Genomic DNA, 15,913 nt, shown 5'->3' with positions numbered 1-15,913 from the left:
AATTGCTTTATGCTTACACAGTACCACATGGGTTGACTCGTATTTAAACTAATTCTGAGGGTGCAAATACCTCTCAAAATTAAACATCTCTAATAAATCGCACTGCAAAAGCGTGTAAATCATAAGTTCACACGCTTTAAGCATTTAATTAGGCTTTTAACCCCTTTAAAACTGCACTTGGTTTCATTGGCAAGTCGCGTAAACGCACACCTACTGCATTGAAAATAGCATTACCAATTGCTGGCGCAACGCCAATAACACCTGGCTCCCCTAACCCTACAGGAAACTCGTCGCTTTGCACAAACTCAATGTCCATTTCTGGTACATCTTGCATTCTTAGCGGCAGGTAAGTGTTAAAGTTTGTAGCAGCTACTTGGCCGTTTTTGTAAGAGTTGGACTCATGTAAGGCCATACTGGCTCCCCACAATAATGACCCCTCTAATTGCGCTAATGCGCCATCAGGATGCACTATTAAACCAGCATCAACAACAGCATATAACTTTTTAAGGGTAATTTTGCCATCGCTTTTGTTAACGTGAACATGCGCTGCGGTGCCAATCCATGCTGGCATATGGCGCTCTTGCCCTGAACTAACTGAAAAACCAATGCCTTCGTTTTCATTGAGTTTTATTGAGCTGACCTTGTCTGACACTTTTTTGAGTACATCATGTAATCGGCGCGCGCCACCTACACTTTCTGGTGCTTTACCCGCTTGTTTGCCTTTACCGTCAAGCATTGATAATCGAAACTTAACCGGATCAACACTTTGCTTATGAGCTATTTCATCTATAAAAGACTCAAGACTCCAAACAATCCAACCAGGCCCAACTGAACGTAACCAACCTGGTGTAAATGTACTCTGCGCTAACTCATTATTAATAGCACGAGCACGATGGTTGCTCATGCTGTACCAGTGATCGGCACCAGAGGCAGAAAACGAATCAAATTTACCATTACCATCAACACCCGGAGCTAAAAAGCCTGGCGCCATTGCTTTGGTTGGCCAACCTGCAGCAAAGGCATGTTCTAACGCACTAAGCTCACCCGTTTCACTAAACGAGGCTGTTAACTTAGCCGTAGATGCCGAGCGAGACTGATCAAATAAACTGTCATCGGCGCGAGTAAACACGAGCTTAACCGGTTTACCTATTGCTTTAGCTGTTAACGCAGCGGGTACCGTCCAATCGCCGAATAATCGACGGCCAAAACCGCCCCCCAAGTAATAAGGACGAATTATTATGTTATTTTGTTCTATATCAAGGGCTTTAGCTAACGCCGGTAACGTAAGTGATTGCCATTGGTTACCCGTATGCACAATCCAATTTCCGTCTTTAAATTCAGCTATGGCATTAAGTGGTTCTAACTGGTAATGACTTGCTGTTGCGGTGGTGTAGGTTGCATCAAATTTATTTTTTGCATCAGCTAGGACCTTAGGCGTGTTACCCTCATCTACAAATAAAGTACCAGATGCGCTATCGTCACATAATTTTTTGCCTTGCGCTTGAATATCGGCTTCAGAAACTTTAGCTGTGTTACCTACTTTGTAATTAACATTTAAGGCATCAACCGCTTTAATTGCACTGTGATAATTATCAGCCAGTACAACCACCCATCCCTCAACGGTATTACTCGGATCGTTTAATATTTCAAAACCGCGGTAACCTTTAATTGCTTTCGCGCCGCTGTCATCAACACTTGTTACTTTACTTCCATATCGTGTTGGAGGAATAACCGGACGTGCATACACCATCCCTTCTATTTCAACATCAATACCATACACCGCTGTACCGTTTGTTTTAGCTGGTATATCTAATGCTTTAAAATCTTGATTTAAGCCCGTTAAATGACGTTTATTGGCTGGTTTTAAAGGGAGCTGTGCGACCTCTTCACTTGTAAAGGTACGATTAAACTCACCTTTTTGTACAATATCGGCGTAGCTTACTGATTGTCCACCCGCAATAATTTGCCCTTTTTGTGCAATGCATTGCTCTGGTTTAACCCCTAGCATTTTAGCCCCTGCATCAATAAGCGCTAAGCGCCCTGCGGCACCAGCTTGTGATAGCGGTTTAAAGCTTTGAAACACTGACCACGAACCACCGGTAACCATATATCCCCATTTTTCATGGGTGTCGACGTAAGTAATCGATACCTTATCCCAATCACACTCTAATTCGTCGGCCACTATTCTCGCCAATGCGGTGCCAATATGCTGGCCCATTTCCGCTTTAGCTATACTAACCTCTACCTCACCATTGACCCCCATAGTCCACCAAATAGTTGGTGAAAATGCCTGTTGTGAAATTGATTCTTTGGCGCTCAAAGACCCTGTAAATAACGCAGGTGCAAATGCCATCACTAGGCCCGCACTCGCACTGCCAATCATAAATGAACGACGATTTAAGTTTACGGTTTCGCTATTTTTTTGAAATAATTTTTTCATTATCCGCTCCAATTAAACGTCTTGCTCATTTGGGTTAAACATTTGTACTGCGCTTTGTGATTCATCAGCCGCACGTTTTATTGCCGACTTTATACGTTTGTAAGCCATACAACGACAGTAATTACCATTCATATGATTGACAATTTCTTCATCAGTTGGTGATGGATTCTCTGCAAGCAATGTTGCTGCTTGCATAATCTGGCCAGACTGACAATATCCACATTGCGGTACTTGCTCATCAACCCATGCTTTTTGCAGCGGGTGTTCGTTATTAAGACCTTCAATAGTAGTAATATTTTTACCTGCTACAGCAGCAATAGGTAATACACATGAGCGCGTGGCCTGTCCGTCTAAATGCACAGTACAAGCACCACACATTGCTATGCCACAACCAAACTTAGTGCCCTTTAGCCCGACTTCATCGCGAATAACCCATAACAAAGGTGTATCTTCACTTGCATGTGATTCAATCACTTTGCCATTAATTGTAAACGTTACCATAACTCGCCCCTTGAATAAGCTTTCAATCAACTGCACCGCGAGTTGTGCTGAACAGTTGGAGTATCATTAAAATTAAAGCAACTGACCCTTCAACATTGCTCTTAAGTAGTGCACGCAAGTTTACACGCTGCGCAGTATGCCTTTACGCTTACAAATATTAATGACGTCTTATATTTGCAAGGCATCTAAAAATTTTCAATTAAAGTTTAGTTTGTTTTTTCTATTTAACCCGAACCTGCTTGCGATAGATTTATTAGCTATAGTGCACGTTAGTAACTAAGTCCCTACTTTAGAGGCATAGCGCTTTAACTGCTCAACGGTGTCTATATCTGTGCTTGCCTGGCTAATTAAAATGCTGTTTACAATATCACCCGAGCCACGAAGTAAGTGTTGCGCACCTTTGTCAGTCGTTAAAGTGGTGAGTAAATCAAAATCATCATGAGGAAATATTGCTGGCACACCTAAGCGCTTTCCATAGTTAGCACACCATCGGGTGGGGGTTTTCTGAAACTGAGTAACTAAAAGCTGAATATCGCAAGTTTCTAATTCAACCTGATCTGCTAGCATAAATAAAATGCCATCCCAATCGCCACTATGCTTTAAATGATTGGCTGCAAGCGCAATTGATTTACCTAAACCTTGATGCCAATGTAAATTATGGATAATTTCAATGTTATTTGAGTGCTTAAGCGCTTGAGTAATTTCGCTATGCCACGCACCAGAAACAATATAAACAGGGCTTGCGTCTAACTGCTGTAAAACTTCAACTGCACGCGCGATCATGCTTTTATTGTTGCCAACATTAGCTATTAATTTACACCCATTAAAACGAGACGATTGCCCGGCGGCTAACAATACTTTTGCTATGCGCATACTTTATTGGCCCCAATTACTGAGGGATTTAGCATCTTTATTAGAAAGCACAGCATGTATTTCACTAATAAGTGACAATGCAATACTTTCTGGCGAGTCTCCACCCAAATTAAGTCCTACAGGACCAAAAACAGGTGCTTTAACATCCTCAATAGCTGTATTGGCTTGCTCAAAAACCTGTGCGCGTCGGTGCTTTGGACCCAGCAATCCCATATATTTTAAATTAGATTGGCTCAACGCAAAAAGTGCATTTGCATCAAGCTCAACACTGTGCGCCATTAATATGCTGGCATCTACCTTTTGCATTTCACAATATTGAGTTAGCTCTTGTGGGGGACAACGTAAAATTGTATCTGCCTGCTGAAAATATTGCCTTTTAGCATTAGCTGCACGCGGATCCCATACGGTCACGATCCAACCTAGTTGCTTTGCTATCGAATAAACTGCAACAGCATCGGCACCGCCCCCCACAATTAAAATATGGGGGGCTGGGTATACGGCTACTTGTAGCCAATGCTGATTATTTTTTTCAATGACTTGTGCTTTACGATTAACAGAAAGGCCATCAGAAACATTACGTTTTGAAAAAACGCCCTGCCCCAACGCACAAACAGGTTTAACGGGTTGTAAATAGTAACCTGACACTTTTTCTTTTAGAGCATTAAAAATTGAATCGAGATTTAAGTATTCATTGGCATCATTCACTGGCTGTAAAACAATATGAACAATACCACCACAACCAATGCCTAATTGAAAAGTTAAATCATCCTCGTCAGTTGCGTCATAAGTAATGGTTTTTGATTTTAAAGAGGTCATCACTTGTTTGGCGTGGCGCTGAATATCTGCCTCTAGGCACCCCCCCGAAAGCATACCTAAACGCTGGCCTAGGCTAGAAATAAGCATCATAGCGCCTAGCTTGCGGTAGCTGGAGCCTTCAATTTTGTACAATGTTGCCAATACCCATTGCTGTTCGTCTCGCAAAGGGTGCCACGTAGCCAGCATGCTTTTTAAGTCAGTTACCATATATGTGCCATTAGAGTCCTTTAATTATGTATTTTTCAAAATATACAAATATTACTGTGAATAACTGACTAACTTTAAAACGCCTTACTTACGTTGAACCCAATCGATAAGATCATATTTATATTATATAAAATAAAGCATTATCAGCCACTGTAAAGGTTTACTATTTACGATTCCATTAAATCGTTTAGAGTTTCAATCAGGCTGTCAAATTCATCATTAACGCTTTCGCGCTGTTTGTTGCTCAATGTAGGAGCGAGTTCGATTAATAAATTGACATATAAATCGAGGTTGGTTGCATTTATGGCTAATTGTTCTTCGCTCATAAAGGCCTCACGTTCTTTTATTACGTGGCTCAGTTTATTCACAAACTCGTTTTTTGGTAAGCTTTTATTATGCATTATTACTTTAGCCGCATCTAAGCGAGTTTGTTTGTAATCTAGCCAAAGAGCCCCTGATTCTGTGTGTTCATTATTTGCGTCTGCAATGAGTTGTTTTTGCTGGTCAGTGAGCTTACCAAGCCAATCTGAATAGTAGTCTAGCTGGTTTTCTAGGCGTTTAGTTTTGCGCTCTTTACTAGATTGTTCGTTATATTGCTCACGATCTTCGTTAATTTGATCTTGTATATTTTGTATAAATTCGTCGCGTTGCTCTTTAGAAAGCGTATACCCTAGCTGTGCAAGGGGGTAATGCGCATGTTCAAGAAGGTTTTTCCAATGCGTTCTGGCAAATACCACCTGCTCTTTTAATTGGGCATGGTTGAGTTGTTGATTAAACAGCAATTTTAAGTTTTCAATATCTTGCTTGTATGCTGGCAATTGTGTGTCGCGGTGCCATTGCTGTGTGATATTAATAATTTCTTTTAGTTGTTTGTTCTGTTGTTTGTTTAAATCGACGTAGTCATCAACCCAAAATGACGATAACCATGTTAAATTATTATAAGTAAACGAAGCAGAACAACTCGTTAATAGCAATACACTTAACGCAATCGTTATATGTGACAACTTATTTTTTATTGTTTTAAACATTTTCACCTCTGCAAACATGAACGCTTAACGTAGCTAAGCACTTCCATAATGACCTTGCGTATTACGAACACGCTCTTTTTAATCGCACGTAAGCTCAAAAGTATAAAATTAAAGTAACACGTTTTTAGCCGTGCTTTGACCTAGTTATTTCTTTTAAATTTTCTGTTATATCTGTATCTTACGCTTATTACATCAAACGGGTTAGGTAAAACAACCTCGATTTGAGCTATGCTATATTGGCACACAGTGTTTATCTAAACCTAAATGCACGCTAATTTTCTTGTAGCAATACAATAAACCTAAAATACAGCAATGTTATACGCCCTTCATTACGTGTGAGTGCAATAGTATTGCAAAGAAAATGGTTTTATTTAACTCACAGTGAAACGATTACTTGTTGGAGATATCGCTATGTCACAGTTTAATTTAAAAACGTTATTACTTACGGGTGCTTTAATTGCTAGCCCTTTTGCCAATGCGACTCTTGAAGAAGGTATTATTGCGGCAAACGAAGGTCGCTTTGAATTCGCTTTAAAAGAATTTGAGTACCTTGCCGACAAAGGGTTTGCACCTGGTATTTACGAACTTGCTAAGTTATACGAAGAAGGCCACGGCGTTACACGCGATTATTACAAAGCAGCCGACCTATACAAAAAAGGCGTAAAAAAGAACCACGCAGACTCAATGTTTGCATTAGCGGTATTATACGATGAAGGTAAAGGCGTTAAATTAGACAAACAAATGGCTTTATCTCTATTCGAAAAAGCAGCCAAAAAAAACATGCCTGCCGCACAGTTTAACTTAGGTGTTATGTATTCAAATGGTGACGGTGTTAGTCACGATTACAAACTTGCCAAAACTTGGTACGAAAAAGCCGCAGGTAATAACTATTCTTTAGCGCAATTTAATTTAGCGCTTATGTACTTTGAGGGGTTAGGAATGCCAAAAAACCTCGAAAAGTCATACATATGGAATACGATTGCCGAATACAATGGCAACATGCAAGCAAGCCACAGCCGAAAGCTGGATGAGCGTTCCATGCTACCAAAAGAAATTGAAGAAGCAAAAGAAAAAGCCGACGCAATTTACACTAAAATTCTTGCAGGCACATATGCAGGCGAAGGGCGTCTGTTTTAAGTCAAGCAATACAAATAAAGCTGAACTTAGTGTCATTGCGCATAACGAGTTCAGCTTTTTTAATTTGTATTACTTAATATATAGCCACTTTAATAGTTTAGTTAGCAGTTTGCTTTGCTTGAGTAACAACCCTATACGGGGGTTAAAAGAACCAGAAACCAGTGTATTTTTAGCGTGGCTAAACGTTAAAAACCCTTCTTTACCATGATAGTGCCCCATACCTGAGTGACCTACGCCACCAAATGGCGCGTCGTCAGCAGTTACTTGCACCAGAGTATCGTTAACGGCAACGGTGCCACTGAGCGTTTGTTTAATAATATACTCTTGCGCTTGTTTATCTTGACCTAAAATATAAAGAGCAAGTGGGTTAGGATGCTGTTTAATATAATCAAGAACTTCTTCTAACTTCCCATAACTCTTAATTGGCAATATAGGCCCAAATAATTCGTCTTGCATAAGTTGCATGTCATCAGTCACGTTTGTGACTAAATGCAGACCCATACGATGCTTATCTGCATCTTGTTGATTTTGCTCAAGTGGCTTAATGACATTTGCCCCAAGTGCTTGTGCTTGTACCAAATATTCGGATAAACGCGCATAATGCGAATCACTAATAATAGAGGTTAAATTTTTACCTTCAACACCTTGCTTAAAGTGCTTTTTATAAAGCTCACATAGCTGTTTGATGAGCTGGCTTTCTAAGGTTTTAGGCACAAATACATAGTCTGGTGCAACACAAATTTGCCCGGCATTCGCCATTTTTCCAAATAAAAGTGCGTGCGCAGCCTTTTTAATATCAGCTTGCTCGGTAATAATAACTGGTGACTTGCCGCCAAGCTCTAAAGTAACGGGGGTTAAGTTTTTACTGGCGGCTTTCATTACTAATTTGCCAACCCCTGTAGAGCCGGTAAATAATAAGTGTGCAAAAGGGAGGGACGAAAATTCGCTTGCAACGCCACTACCACCTTGGACCACACATACGTGCTGGCTCATTTTATTATCAAAAAGCTTTTCTAAAACAGCATTGGTATGAGGAGTAAATTCACTCAGCTTCAACATAACCTTATTACCCGCAGCAATTGCGGTGATCACTGGCACAACTGCAAGTTGAATTGGATAATTCCACGGTGCGATAACGCCTACAACGCCTTTTGGCTGATAGGTAACACTTACTTTTGAAGGCCATAGGCTAAGCCCCACAGAACGTTTACTAGGCTTTGACCACTTAGGTAGCTTTTTAATAATGTGCGAAAGCCCTTGCACGGTAGGTAAAATATCCCCCAGTAAGGTATCAAACGCAGTACGGTAACCAAAGTCTTTAGATACCGCACTGATAAGTTCTTCTTCAAGCTCTACAATGCGCGAACGTAATTTTTTTAAAATGGCTAATCGAGAATGAACTGTAGGATAAGGGTTATCTAAAAACGCATTTTGCAAACTATTAAACTGCGTTGATAAAGAAGCTGTTTGTACTGTGTCTGTCGTCAAAATAGGTTACTCGATTTTTAAAGTTATTGTCGACTATAACCTTGTTCTGTTTTTCGAGCAATAACACTAATTTACCTATTACAACAACATACATACTGATTAAGAGTCGCTTTGCTTGAGGTACAAAGGGACTCCATTTTAAAAATTAAATACTGTTTTTGCGAGCGTTATGGTTACAAGTGTAATTAACACGATAGCGACTAGGTTAAGTGCAAAGCCTGCTTTGATCATATCGCGAATTTTAATTTTCCCCGAGCCAAACACAATGGCATTTGGTGGTGTTGCAACAGGCATCATAAACGCACAACTGCATGCTATAGCAGCAGGAATAACCCATACTAAGGGCGATCCAAAAACACTTTCAGCAACAGGGCCTAATAACGGCAAAAAGCCAGCTGCCGTGGCTGTGTTACTCGTTATTTCAGTTAAAAAAGTAATGAGCGCAACAACCACAAGAATTCCCATAACGAACGGAATAGCACTCGCACCTTCTATCATCTGTGCAATGTATTGCGCTAAACCAGAAGATTTAATTTGTGATGCTAATGATAAGCCCCCACCAAAAAGTAATAACACACCCCAAGGAACTTTAGACGCACTCGCCCAATCTAAAATACGCTCGTCACTGCCCTTTTTAGCTGGCAAAACAAATAACACCAGGGCTGCTGCAATCGCAATAGCTGTATCTGAAATACCAAGACCCGATAAGTCAGCTAATAGCGGTCTAAAAATCCAACAGAGCGCTGCGAGTGAAAATACTAAAAACACCCCTTTTTCTGCGCGTTGCAACGAACCGAGTGCTGCAAGCTCATCAACAAACATGGTTTTACTGTCTAGTATGTTTTCTGCATTTTTATCAACTTTATAGCTAAATTTAGTAAGCCATATCCAGCACACCAACAACATGGCAATTGCCAAAGGTACACCTACCATCATCCACTGCCCAAAGCCAATTTCAATTTGGTAACTTTCAGATAAGTAAGCTGCCATAAGGGCATTAGGCGGTGTTCCTATTAACGTAGCAATACCACCAATGCTGGCACCATAGGCAATTGATAACAGTAATGCTTTTGCAAATTCATCTTCACTAGAATCAGAATTACTCACTAAATGAATAATTGATAACGCGATGGGCAACATCATCACCGTTGTTGCAGTGTTTGACATCCACATAGATAAAAATGCTGTTACTAGCATCATGGCTAATATTTGTAAGCTAGGCTTTTTACCCGCATAGAGCATAGTGGTTAACGCAATTCGTTTATGTAGCCCCCAACGCTCCATAGCTATTGATATTAAAAAACCACCCAAAAATAAAAATATGAGTGGATGTGCATAAGGTGCTGCTGTAATTTTGATAGGTGCAATACCCACAAGTGGCGTTATGACGAGCGGCAACAATGAAGTCGCAGGAATAGGCACAACCTCAGTTACCCACCAAGAGGCCATCCAAAACGCTAAACCGGCTGTTTTAAAGGCTGTATTAGACAGGCCGCTTGGCGGCTCTAATAAACAGGTTAACAGCATGACAATGGGGCCAAGCCATAACCACAAGCTTCGCATAATTGAATATGTTTGATTAATATTGTTTAGATTGCTTAACATTACTGCGCCAAAAGCTTTTTAACAGACGTTACAGTAAATAAGATGGTGAGGACTTGTCAAATGGATACACATCACCCAACACAATAAATACAAAGTAAAATATTTAAAGCGTTTAGTGAGAGTGTAAAGATCTAAGCAATAAAAAAATCAAAAAGGGGATTTAAAGAAACGCCGTAAACAAAAGGCCTACGGCGAACATATCAAAATTAACTAGTCGCTAATGCTGATCTATTTTTTAGGTACTTATATAAACCAATTAATGAGGCTGCGATCCAAAATATTTCTATCACAAAGCTTGCCAAATTAAAGTTATAACAGAGGCTAATTAATAATAAAATCGCTCCTGTTAAGTTCATCATGTTGTATGTCAGGCTGGTTGGTGTTGTTTTACCTAACTGAAGTAAAAAAAACGACCCTACAACTAAAAAAGTACCTGTCATACCGATGATGTCAAATAAGAGTGCTATCACGAAACTATCCTTTATCCATTTTTTAAATAACCCAAAAAACTGGCCCAATCCATGGGGAGGGTATATTTTCATTCATTGAAACAGCAAAACCGGGCGATCATAACAACAAAGTAGATTCAAACAAGGGCATATGTCCGCTTATGTTTTTAGCTTATTTAAATGTAACTTTTCCACCAATCATTTTATAGGCAGGGGCACCGCGAATTAAAGCGGGCCTTGCAAAAGCCCGCTCACAACTTGGGCAAATACAAGGGGTTTTTGTGAAGTCTTGAGATATACGTTCTTTAAAACATTTAACAAGTGCTCCTTTGCCTCCCTTTCGGTATTTAAAAAGCTGCGTTTTGCATGAAGAGCAAAAAATATCAACGGTTTTTGTAGGGCCTTTTTTGTTTGGTTGTGCCAAAACACCTCCGTAATTGAACGATTATATTTTAGGTATAATACGGTAAGTTTAATTTAGTCGTCCTTGAATTAAAACAGATGTAATTGCTAGGGCGTACCTAAGTTGTTTTGTTTATGGCTTATGGGCTGCGGCTAAAACACGGTCTAAGTGGTCACTCAGCACTTTAAGACTAAAAGGTTTAACAATAATGCCTGATACTTTAGCTGCTATTACATTTTTTATAGCTTTAGAGTTATCTTCGCATGTCACCATTAAGACAGGAATTGAGGTAAGCTGTTCGTCATTTCTTATTCTATTTAGTAAATCTTTGCCATCCATTTTTGGCATATATAAATCTGTGATAACTAAATCAAACGGCTGCTTTTTTAATAATGTAAGTGCTTGAATACCATCTGTTGCTTCAACTAAATCAAGGTATTTTAAATTTCTAAGCATGTTAATTAATACATGTCGCATCAGTGGCATATCATCAACAACAAGTATTTTCATATTATTTAGTTGCCTGAATAGATAAAAAGATAAAAAATTTTGTATTTATAAATCAATTATGGCCAACCACCTATAATTAATCCCATTAACGAAAATTGGCTTACATAGTAACCACTGTTTATCAAAAAAAGTTTCACTGGACGCTGCTCATAAATATAACTTAAACCCAAAGAGCTGCTCACCCAAAATAACCCAATAGAAAATCCAGTAACCACGCTTAAACCTAAATCTGAATCGTTTCCTAAAAATATCGATAATAAAAACGCAGATACAAACGAGAACAAAAACGTACCCACAAATGCTTTATTTTTGCTAGCGCCTTGAAAGTCTAGCTCTGTTAGTCCACAACTTTCTAACCATGCTTGTCTAAATAACATATTTGAATACCAAACATTACTTAGCGTAAACGATGAAAGCGCGGCTACTAGTATTGAAATGAAATTAATATCCGAGAAATTCATACTGCACTGAAGTTTCCTGAATCCTAACGTCTTTTTAATGTAGTTAATATTAACTAAAGCAGCAAATACTAAAATGTAACCGACACTTAAATAACTACAAACAATTAAAACAATGCAAACGTGGCTTGTGTTAATTGAACAATATCGTCTATGGCTAACTTTAACTCCAAGCCACGCTTACCCGCACTTACATATACAATATCAAACTCTCTGGCACTATTATGTATGTAGGTTTGAAGGCTTTTTTTTTGTCCAAGCGGGCTTACACCTCCAAGTATATAACCGGTACTTGCATTTACTTTTTGAGGCGCAGCCAAGGCCACTTTTTTTGTCTTTACTACTTTAGCAAGCAGCTTAAGATTAACTTGTTTAGATACGGGTGTTATAGCCACTATTAACTGGCCTTCATGTGTTTCTAGTACCAGTGTTTTAAATACCTGCTCGCTATTTAAATTAAGTTTTTCAACCGCCTCTAAACCATAGTGACCATTCTTTGCATCGTGCTCATAGCTCAGTATTTCGAACTTTATTTTTTGTTTTTCTAGTAGTGCGATTGCAGGCGTCATTTCGTTTTCACTTTTCACTGAGGAGTTAGCAAATTTAAAGCAAAAAAAACGGCGCTGTAAAGCACCGTTTTTAAACAATAATCATGTTTATTTAGTTAAGTCATCAAAAAACTTTTTAACACCATCAAAAAAGCCTTGCTCTTTAGGACGGTTTTTTGAGCTATCTGCGCCCATGCTTTCTTCTAACTCTTTAAGTAGTTCACGTTGGCGCTCGTTTAGATTGACAGGTGTTTCAATAACCACCTTACAAATTAAATCGCCTTGCGCACCGCTACGAACAGACTTAACACCTTTGCCACGCATACGGAACATTTTGCCCGTTTGTGTCTCTGACGGTATTTTAAGTTTTGCACGACCATCAAGGGTCGGTACTTGAATCTCACCGCCCAAGCCTGATGTGGTAAAGCTGATTGGGACTTCACAATATAAATTATTACCTTCACGTACAAAAATCTCGTGTTCTCTCACTGACACTTGTACGTATAAATCACCTGCTGGTGCGCCATGCACACCGGCTTCACCTTCACCAGATAAGCGAATACGGTCGCCCGTATCAACGCCTGCAGGTATTTTAACCGACAGCGTTTTAGTTTTTTCAACACGCCCTTGACCATGACATTTGTTACAAGGGTCTGAGATAATTTGACCTTGCCCCTGACACGTAGGACACGTTTGCTGAACGGCAAAGAAACCTTGACGCATTTGCACTTGGCCAGCACCATGACAGGTTGTACACGTTTTAGGTTTAGAACCTGCTTTTGCACCACTACCATCACAAGGATCACAGCTTACCCATGTAGGTACTTTAATTTCTACTTCTTTTCCACGAACCGCTTCTTCAAGCGTTAAGTCCATGTTGTAACGTAAATCAGATCCGCGTTGTTGACGAGATTGACGTCGACCACCGCCGCCACCAAAAATATCACCAAACACATCGCCAAATACATCACCAAAGTCACCATGGCCGCCGCCAAAGCCGCCATGACCACCGCCACCACCTTGTTCAAAGGCTGCGTGACCATATTGGTCGTACATCTGACGTTTTTGGTCGTCAGTTAGTATTTCGTACGCTTCTTTAACTTCTTTAAACTTGGTCTCAAGCTCTTTATCGCCTGCGGTACGATCTGGATGATATTTCATCGCTAAGCGTTTATACGCTTTTTTTATGTCTCGCTCACTCGCATCTTTGCTTACGCCGAGGACTTCGTAATAATCGCGTTTTGACATATCTATCACACTACTCTTTCTATTTTGCAGCGTAAGCTGCGGGATAAACCGATAAATCTCATCGATTTATCATTGAATTATGAACCTTAAATACATGCAAAAGGCGCGACAAGCTATTGCTCGCGCGCCTCATTTGTTCATCCTAACCTAAACACCTAACCGAGTTAAGTGTTTTTGGTTAGCTAGAAGCGTCAGCAACAATTACTTGTCGTCTTTTACTTCTTCAAACTCTGCATCAACAACGTCATCATCTTGCTTAGCTGATTGTTGTTGCTCACCTGCATCTGCTTGACCTTGCTGCGCTTTAGCTTGAGCAATTTCCATTAGCTTTTGAGACTTTTCTGCAAGTGCTTGCGTTTTAGCTTCAATTTCTTCTTTATTGTCGCTCTTAATTGCAGCTTCTAAGTCTACAACTGCAGCTTCAATGGCTTCTTTGTCTTCGTTTGGTAGTGCATCACCCGCTTCTTCAACTTGCTTACGTGTACCGTGAACCATTGCATCAGCTTGGTTACGAACAGCTACAAGCTCTTCAAACTTTTTGTCTTCTTCAGCGTGTGCTTCTGCATCGCGAACCATTTTTTCAACTTCTTCATCGCTTAAACCAGAAGAGGCTTGAATCGTGATTTTTTGCTCTTTACCTGTATCTTTATCTTTAGCAGATACATGTAAGATACCATCCGCATCAACATCAAATGTTACTTCAATCTGTGGTGTACCACGTTGTGCTGGGCGAATACCTTCTAGGTTAAATTGACCTAGAGATTTGTTGTCGCTTGAACGTTTACGCTCACCTTGTAACACATGAATGGTTACGGCAGACTGGTTATCTTCTGCTGTTGAGAAAGTTTGCGATTTCTTAGTAGGAATCGTCGTGTTCTTCTCAATAAGAGCTGTCATTACAGAACCCATTGTTTCAATACCTAGAGACAATGGAGAAACGTCTAGTAATAGTACGTCTTTAACATCACCTGCTAGTACACCACCTTGAATTGCCGCGCCTACAGCGACAGCTTCATCAGGGTTAACGTCTTTACGTGGCTCTTTACCAAAGAAGTCAGCAACTGTCTTTTGTACTAAAGGCATGCGTGTTTGGCCACCAACAAGGATAATGTCGTTGATGTCGCCTACTGATAAATCAGAATCAGCAAGTGCACGTTTAAGCGGCTCTAAAGATTTAGTTACTAAATCTTCAACAAGTGACTCAAGCTTAGCGCGAGTTAGTTTCACGTTCATGTGCTTAGGACCTGTTGCATCAGCAGTTACGTACGGAAGGTTAACTTCTGTAGATTGTGCAGATGACAGTTCAATTTTAGCTTTTTCAGCAGCTTCTTTAACACGTTGCATTGCAAGTGGATCTGTTTTTAGATCTAAGCCTTGGTCTTTCTTAAATTCTGCTACTAAGTAGTTGATTACGCGGTTATCAAAATCTTCACCACCTAAGTGAGTATCACCATTTGTAGCTAGTACTTCAAATGTGTGCTCGCCTTCAACTTCATCAATTTCAATGATTGATAAATCGAAAGTACCACCACCTAAATCGTATACAGCTACAATGTTTTCGCCTTTGTTTTTGTCCATGCCGTAAGCAAGGGCAGCAGCTGTTGGCTCATTGATGATACGTTTAACTTCAAGACCCGCAATACGGCCAGCGTCTTTAGTCGCTTGACGTTGTGAATCATTAAAGTATGCAGGTACTGTGATTACAGCTTCAGTTACGGCTTCACCTAGGAAGTCTTCAGCTGTTTTTTTCATTTTTTTAAGTACTTCAGCAGAGATTTGCGGTGCAGCGCGTTTTTCGCCGCCTGCTTCTACCCACGCATCGCCGTTATCGGCTTTAATGATTTTAAACGGCATAATACCAATATCGCGTTGTACTTCTTCGTCTTCAAAACGACGACCAATTAAACGCTTAATTGCAAATAATGTGTTTGTAGGGTTAGTAACCGCTTGACGCTTAGCAGATTGACCTACTAATGTTTCACCGTCTTGCGTGTAAGCAATAATAGACGGGGTTGTGCGATCGCCTTCCGCGTTTTCAATAACACGTGCTTTGTCACCATCAAGTACTGCAACACAAGAGTTTGTAGTACCTAAATCGATTCCGATAATTTTACCCATGAAACTTCTCCAACTTCAAAATTCGTTAATACGTTCGATGACTAGTAAATAGGGATGCCATAAAACTAATTCAACTGTAAAAAT

15 protein-coding genes are annotated in these 15,913 nt (G+C 39.9%); 1 reads left to right on the top strand and 14 read right to left on the bottom strand.

Translation table 11 applies throughout. The features are described 5' to 3' along the window. Positions 1-148: 148 nt before the first annotated feature. The 5 genes from ATS71_RS06550 to ATS71_RS06530 form a co-directional block, all read right to left on the bottom strand. Positions 149-2,440 (bottom strand): xanthine dehydrogenase family protein molybdopterin-binding subunit, encoded by a 2,292-nt coding sequence (locus tag ATS71_RS06550; protein ID WP_058404092.1) that lies wholly within the window; start codon positions 2,438-2,440, stop codon positions 149-151. Between the two features lie 12 nt (positions 2,441-2,452). Then, on the bottom strand, positions 2,453-2,941 hold the full coding sequence (locus ATS71_RS06545; RefSeq protein WP_058404091.1) for a (2Fe-2S)-binding protein: 489 nt from the start codon (positions 2,939-2,941) through the stop codon (positions 2,453-2,455). A gap of 276 nt (positions 2,942-3,217) precedes the next feature. Beyond that, entirely contained in the window at positions 3,218-3,814 is a 597-nt protein-coding gene (locus ATS71_RS06540; protein ID WP_058404090.1) for a nucleotidyltransferase family protein, read from the bottom strand. Between the two features lie 3 nt (positions 3,815-3,817). Further along, positions 3,818-4,837 (bottom strand): XdhC family protein, encoded by a 1,020-nt coding sequence (locus ATS71_RS06535; protein WP_058404089.1) that lies wholly within the window; start codon positions 4,835-4,837, stop codon positions 3,818-3,820. A 167-nt stretch (positions 4,838-5,004) separates the two neighbouring features. Next, the gene (locus ATS71_RS06530) at positions 5,005-5,865 is read right to left on the bottom strand and encodes a DUF6279 family lipoprotein (protein ID WP_058404107.1); all 861 of its coding nucleotides are present in this window, start codon (positions 5,863-5,865) and stop codon (positions 5,005-5,007) included. Between the two features lie 411 nt (positions 5,866-6,276). Between ATS71_RS06530 and ATS71_RS06525 the strand changes: the two genes are divergently transcribed. After that, positions 6,277-7,002: a tetratricopeptide repeat protein gene (locus ATS71_RS06525; protein WP_006791705.1), complete on the top strand. Its 726-nt coding sequence runs from the start codon at positions 6,277-6,279 to the stop codon at positions 7,000-7,002. Positions 7,003-7,071: 69 nt separating this feature from the next. Here ATS71_RS06525 and ATS71_RS06520 read toward each other — a convergent pair whose 3' ends face one another. From ATS71_RS06520 to dnaK, 9 genes are all read right to left on the bottom strand, one after another. Further along, positions 7,072-8,490, bottom strand: coding sequence for a coniferyl aldehyde dehydrogenase (locus ATS71_RS06520; protein WP_058404088.1), 1,419 nt, complete (start codon positions 8,488-8,490; stop codon positions 7,072-7,074). 138 nt (positions 8,491-8,628) lie between these two features. Further along, positions 8,629-10,095: an SLC13 family permease gene (locus ATS71_RS06515; protein ID WP_058404087.1), complete on the bottom strand. Its 1,467-nt coding sequence runs from the start codon at positions 10,093-10,095 to the stop codon at positions 8,629-8,631. A gap of 206 nt (positions 10,096-10,301) precedes the next feature. Next, complete coding sequence (locus ATS71_RS06510) at positions 10,302-10,565, bottom strand: CBU_0592 family membrane protein (protein ID WP_058404086.1); 264 nt, start codon at positions 10,563-10,565, stop codon at positions 10,302-10,304. A 151-nt stretch (positions 10,566-10,716) separates the two neighbouring features. Continuing rightward, a complete protein-coding gene (locus ATS71_RS18875) occupies positions 10,717-10,968 on the bottom strand; it encodes a hypothetical protein (protein ID WP_058404085.1) in 252 nt (83 codons plus the stop codon). A 111-nt stretch (positions 10,969-11,079) separates the two neighbouring features. Then, positions 11,080-11,457, bottom strand: coding sequence for a response regulator (locus tag ATS71_RS06500; protein ID WP_058404084.1), 378 nt, complete (start codon positions 11,455-11,457; stop codon positions 11,080-11,082). 56 nt (positions 11,458-11,513) lie between these two features. Further along, a complete protein-coding gene (locus ATS71_RS06495) occupies positions 11,514-11,918 on the bottom strand; it encodes a DUF1761 domain-containing protein (protein WP_058404083.1) in 405 nt (134 codons plus the stop codon). Positions 11,919-12,022: 104 nt separating this feature from the next. Continuing rightward, entirely contained in the window at positions 12,023-12,484 is a 462-nt protein-coding gene (gene ybaK / locus ATS71_RS06490) for a Cys-tRNA(Pro) deacylase (protein ID WP_058404106.1), read from the bottom strand. An 87-nt stretch (positions 12,485-12,571) separates the two neighbouring features. After that, on the bottom strand, positions 12,572-13,711 hold the full coding sequence (dnaJ, locus tag ATS71_RS06485; protein ID WP_058404082.1) for a molecular chaperone DnaJ: 1,140 nt from the start codon (positions 13,709-13,711) through the stop codon (positions 12,572-12,574). Between the two features lie 201 nt (positions 13,712-13,912). Next, positions 13,913-15,829, bottom strand: coding sequence for a molecular chaperone DnaK (gene dnaK / locus ATS71_RS06480; protein ID WP_058404081.1), 1,917 nt, complete (start codon positions 15,827-15,829; stop codon positions 13,913-13,915). Positions 15,830-15,913: the final 84 nt, after the last annotated feature.

It is taken from the genome of Pseudoalteromonas sp. H71, from assembly GCF_001468485.1.
Taxonomy (GTDB): domain Bacteria; phylum Pseudomonadota; class Gammaproteobacteria; order Enterobacterales; family Alteromonadaceae; genus Pseudoalteromonas.
This window is presented reverse-complemented; position numbering and strand designations above follow the sequence as displayed.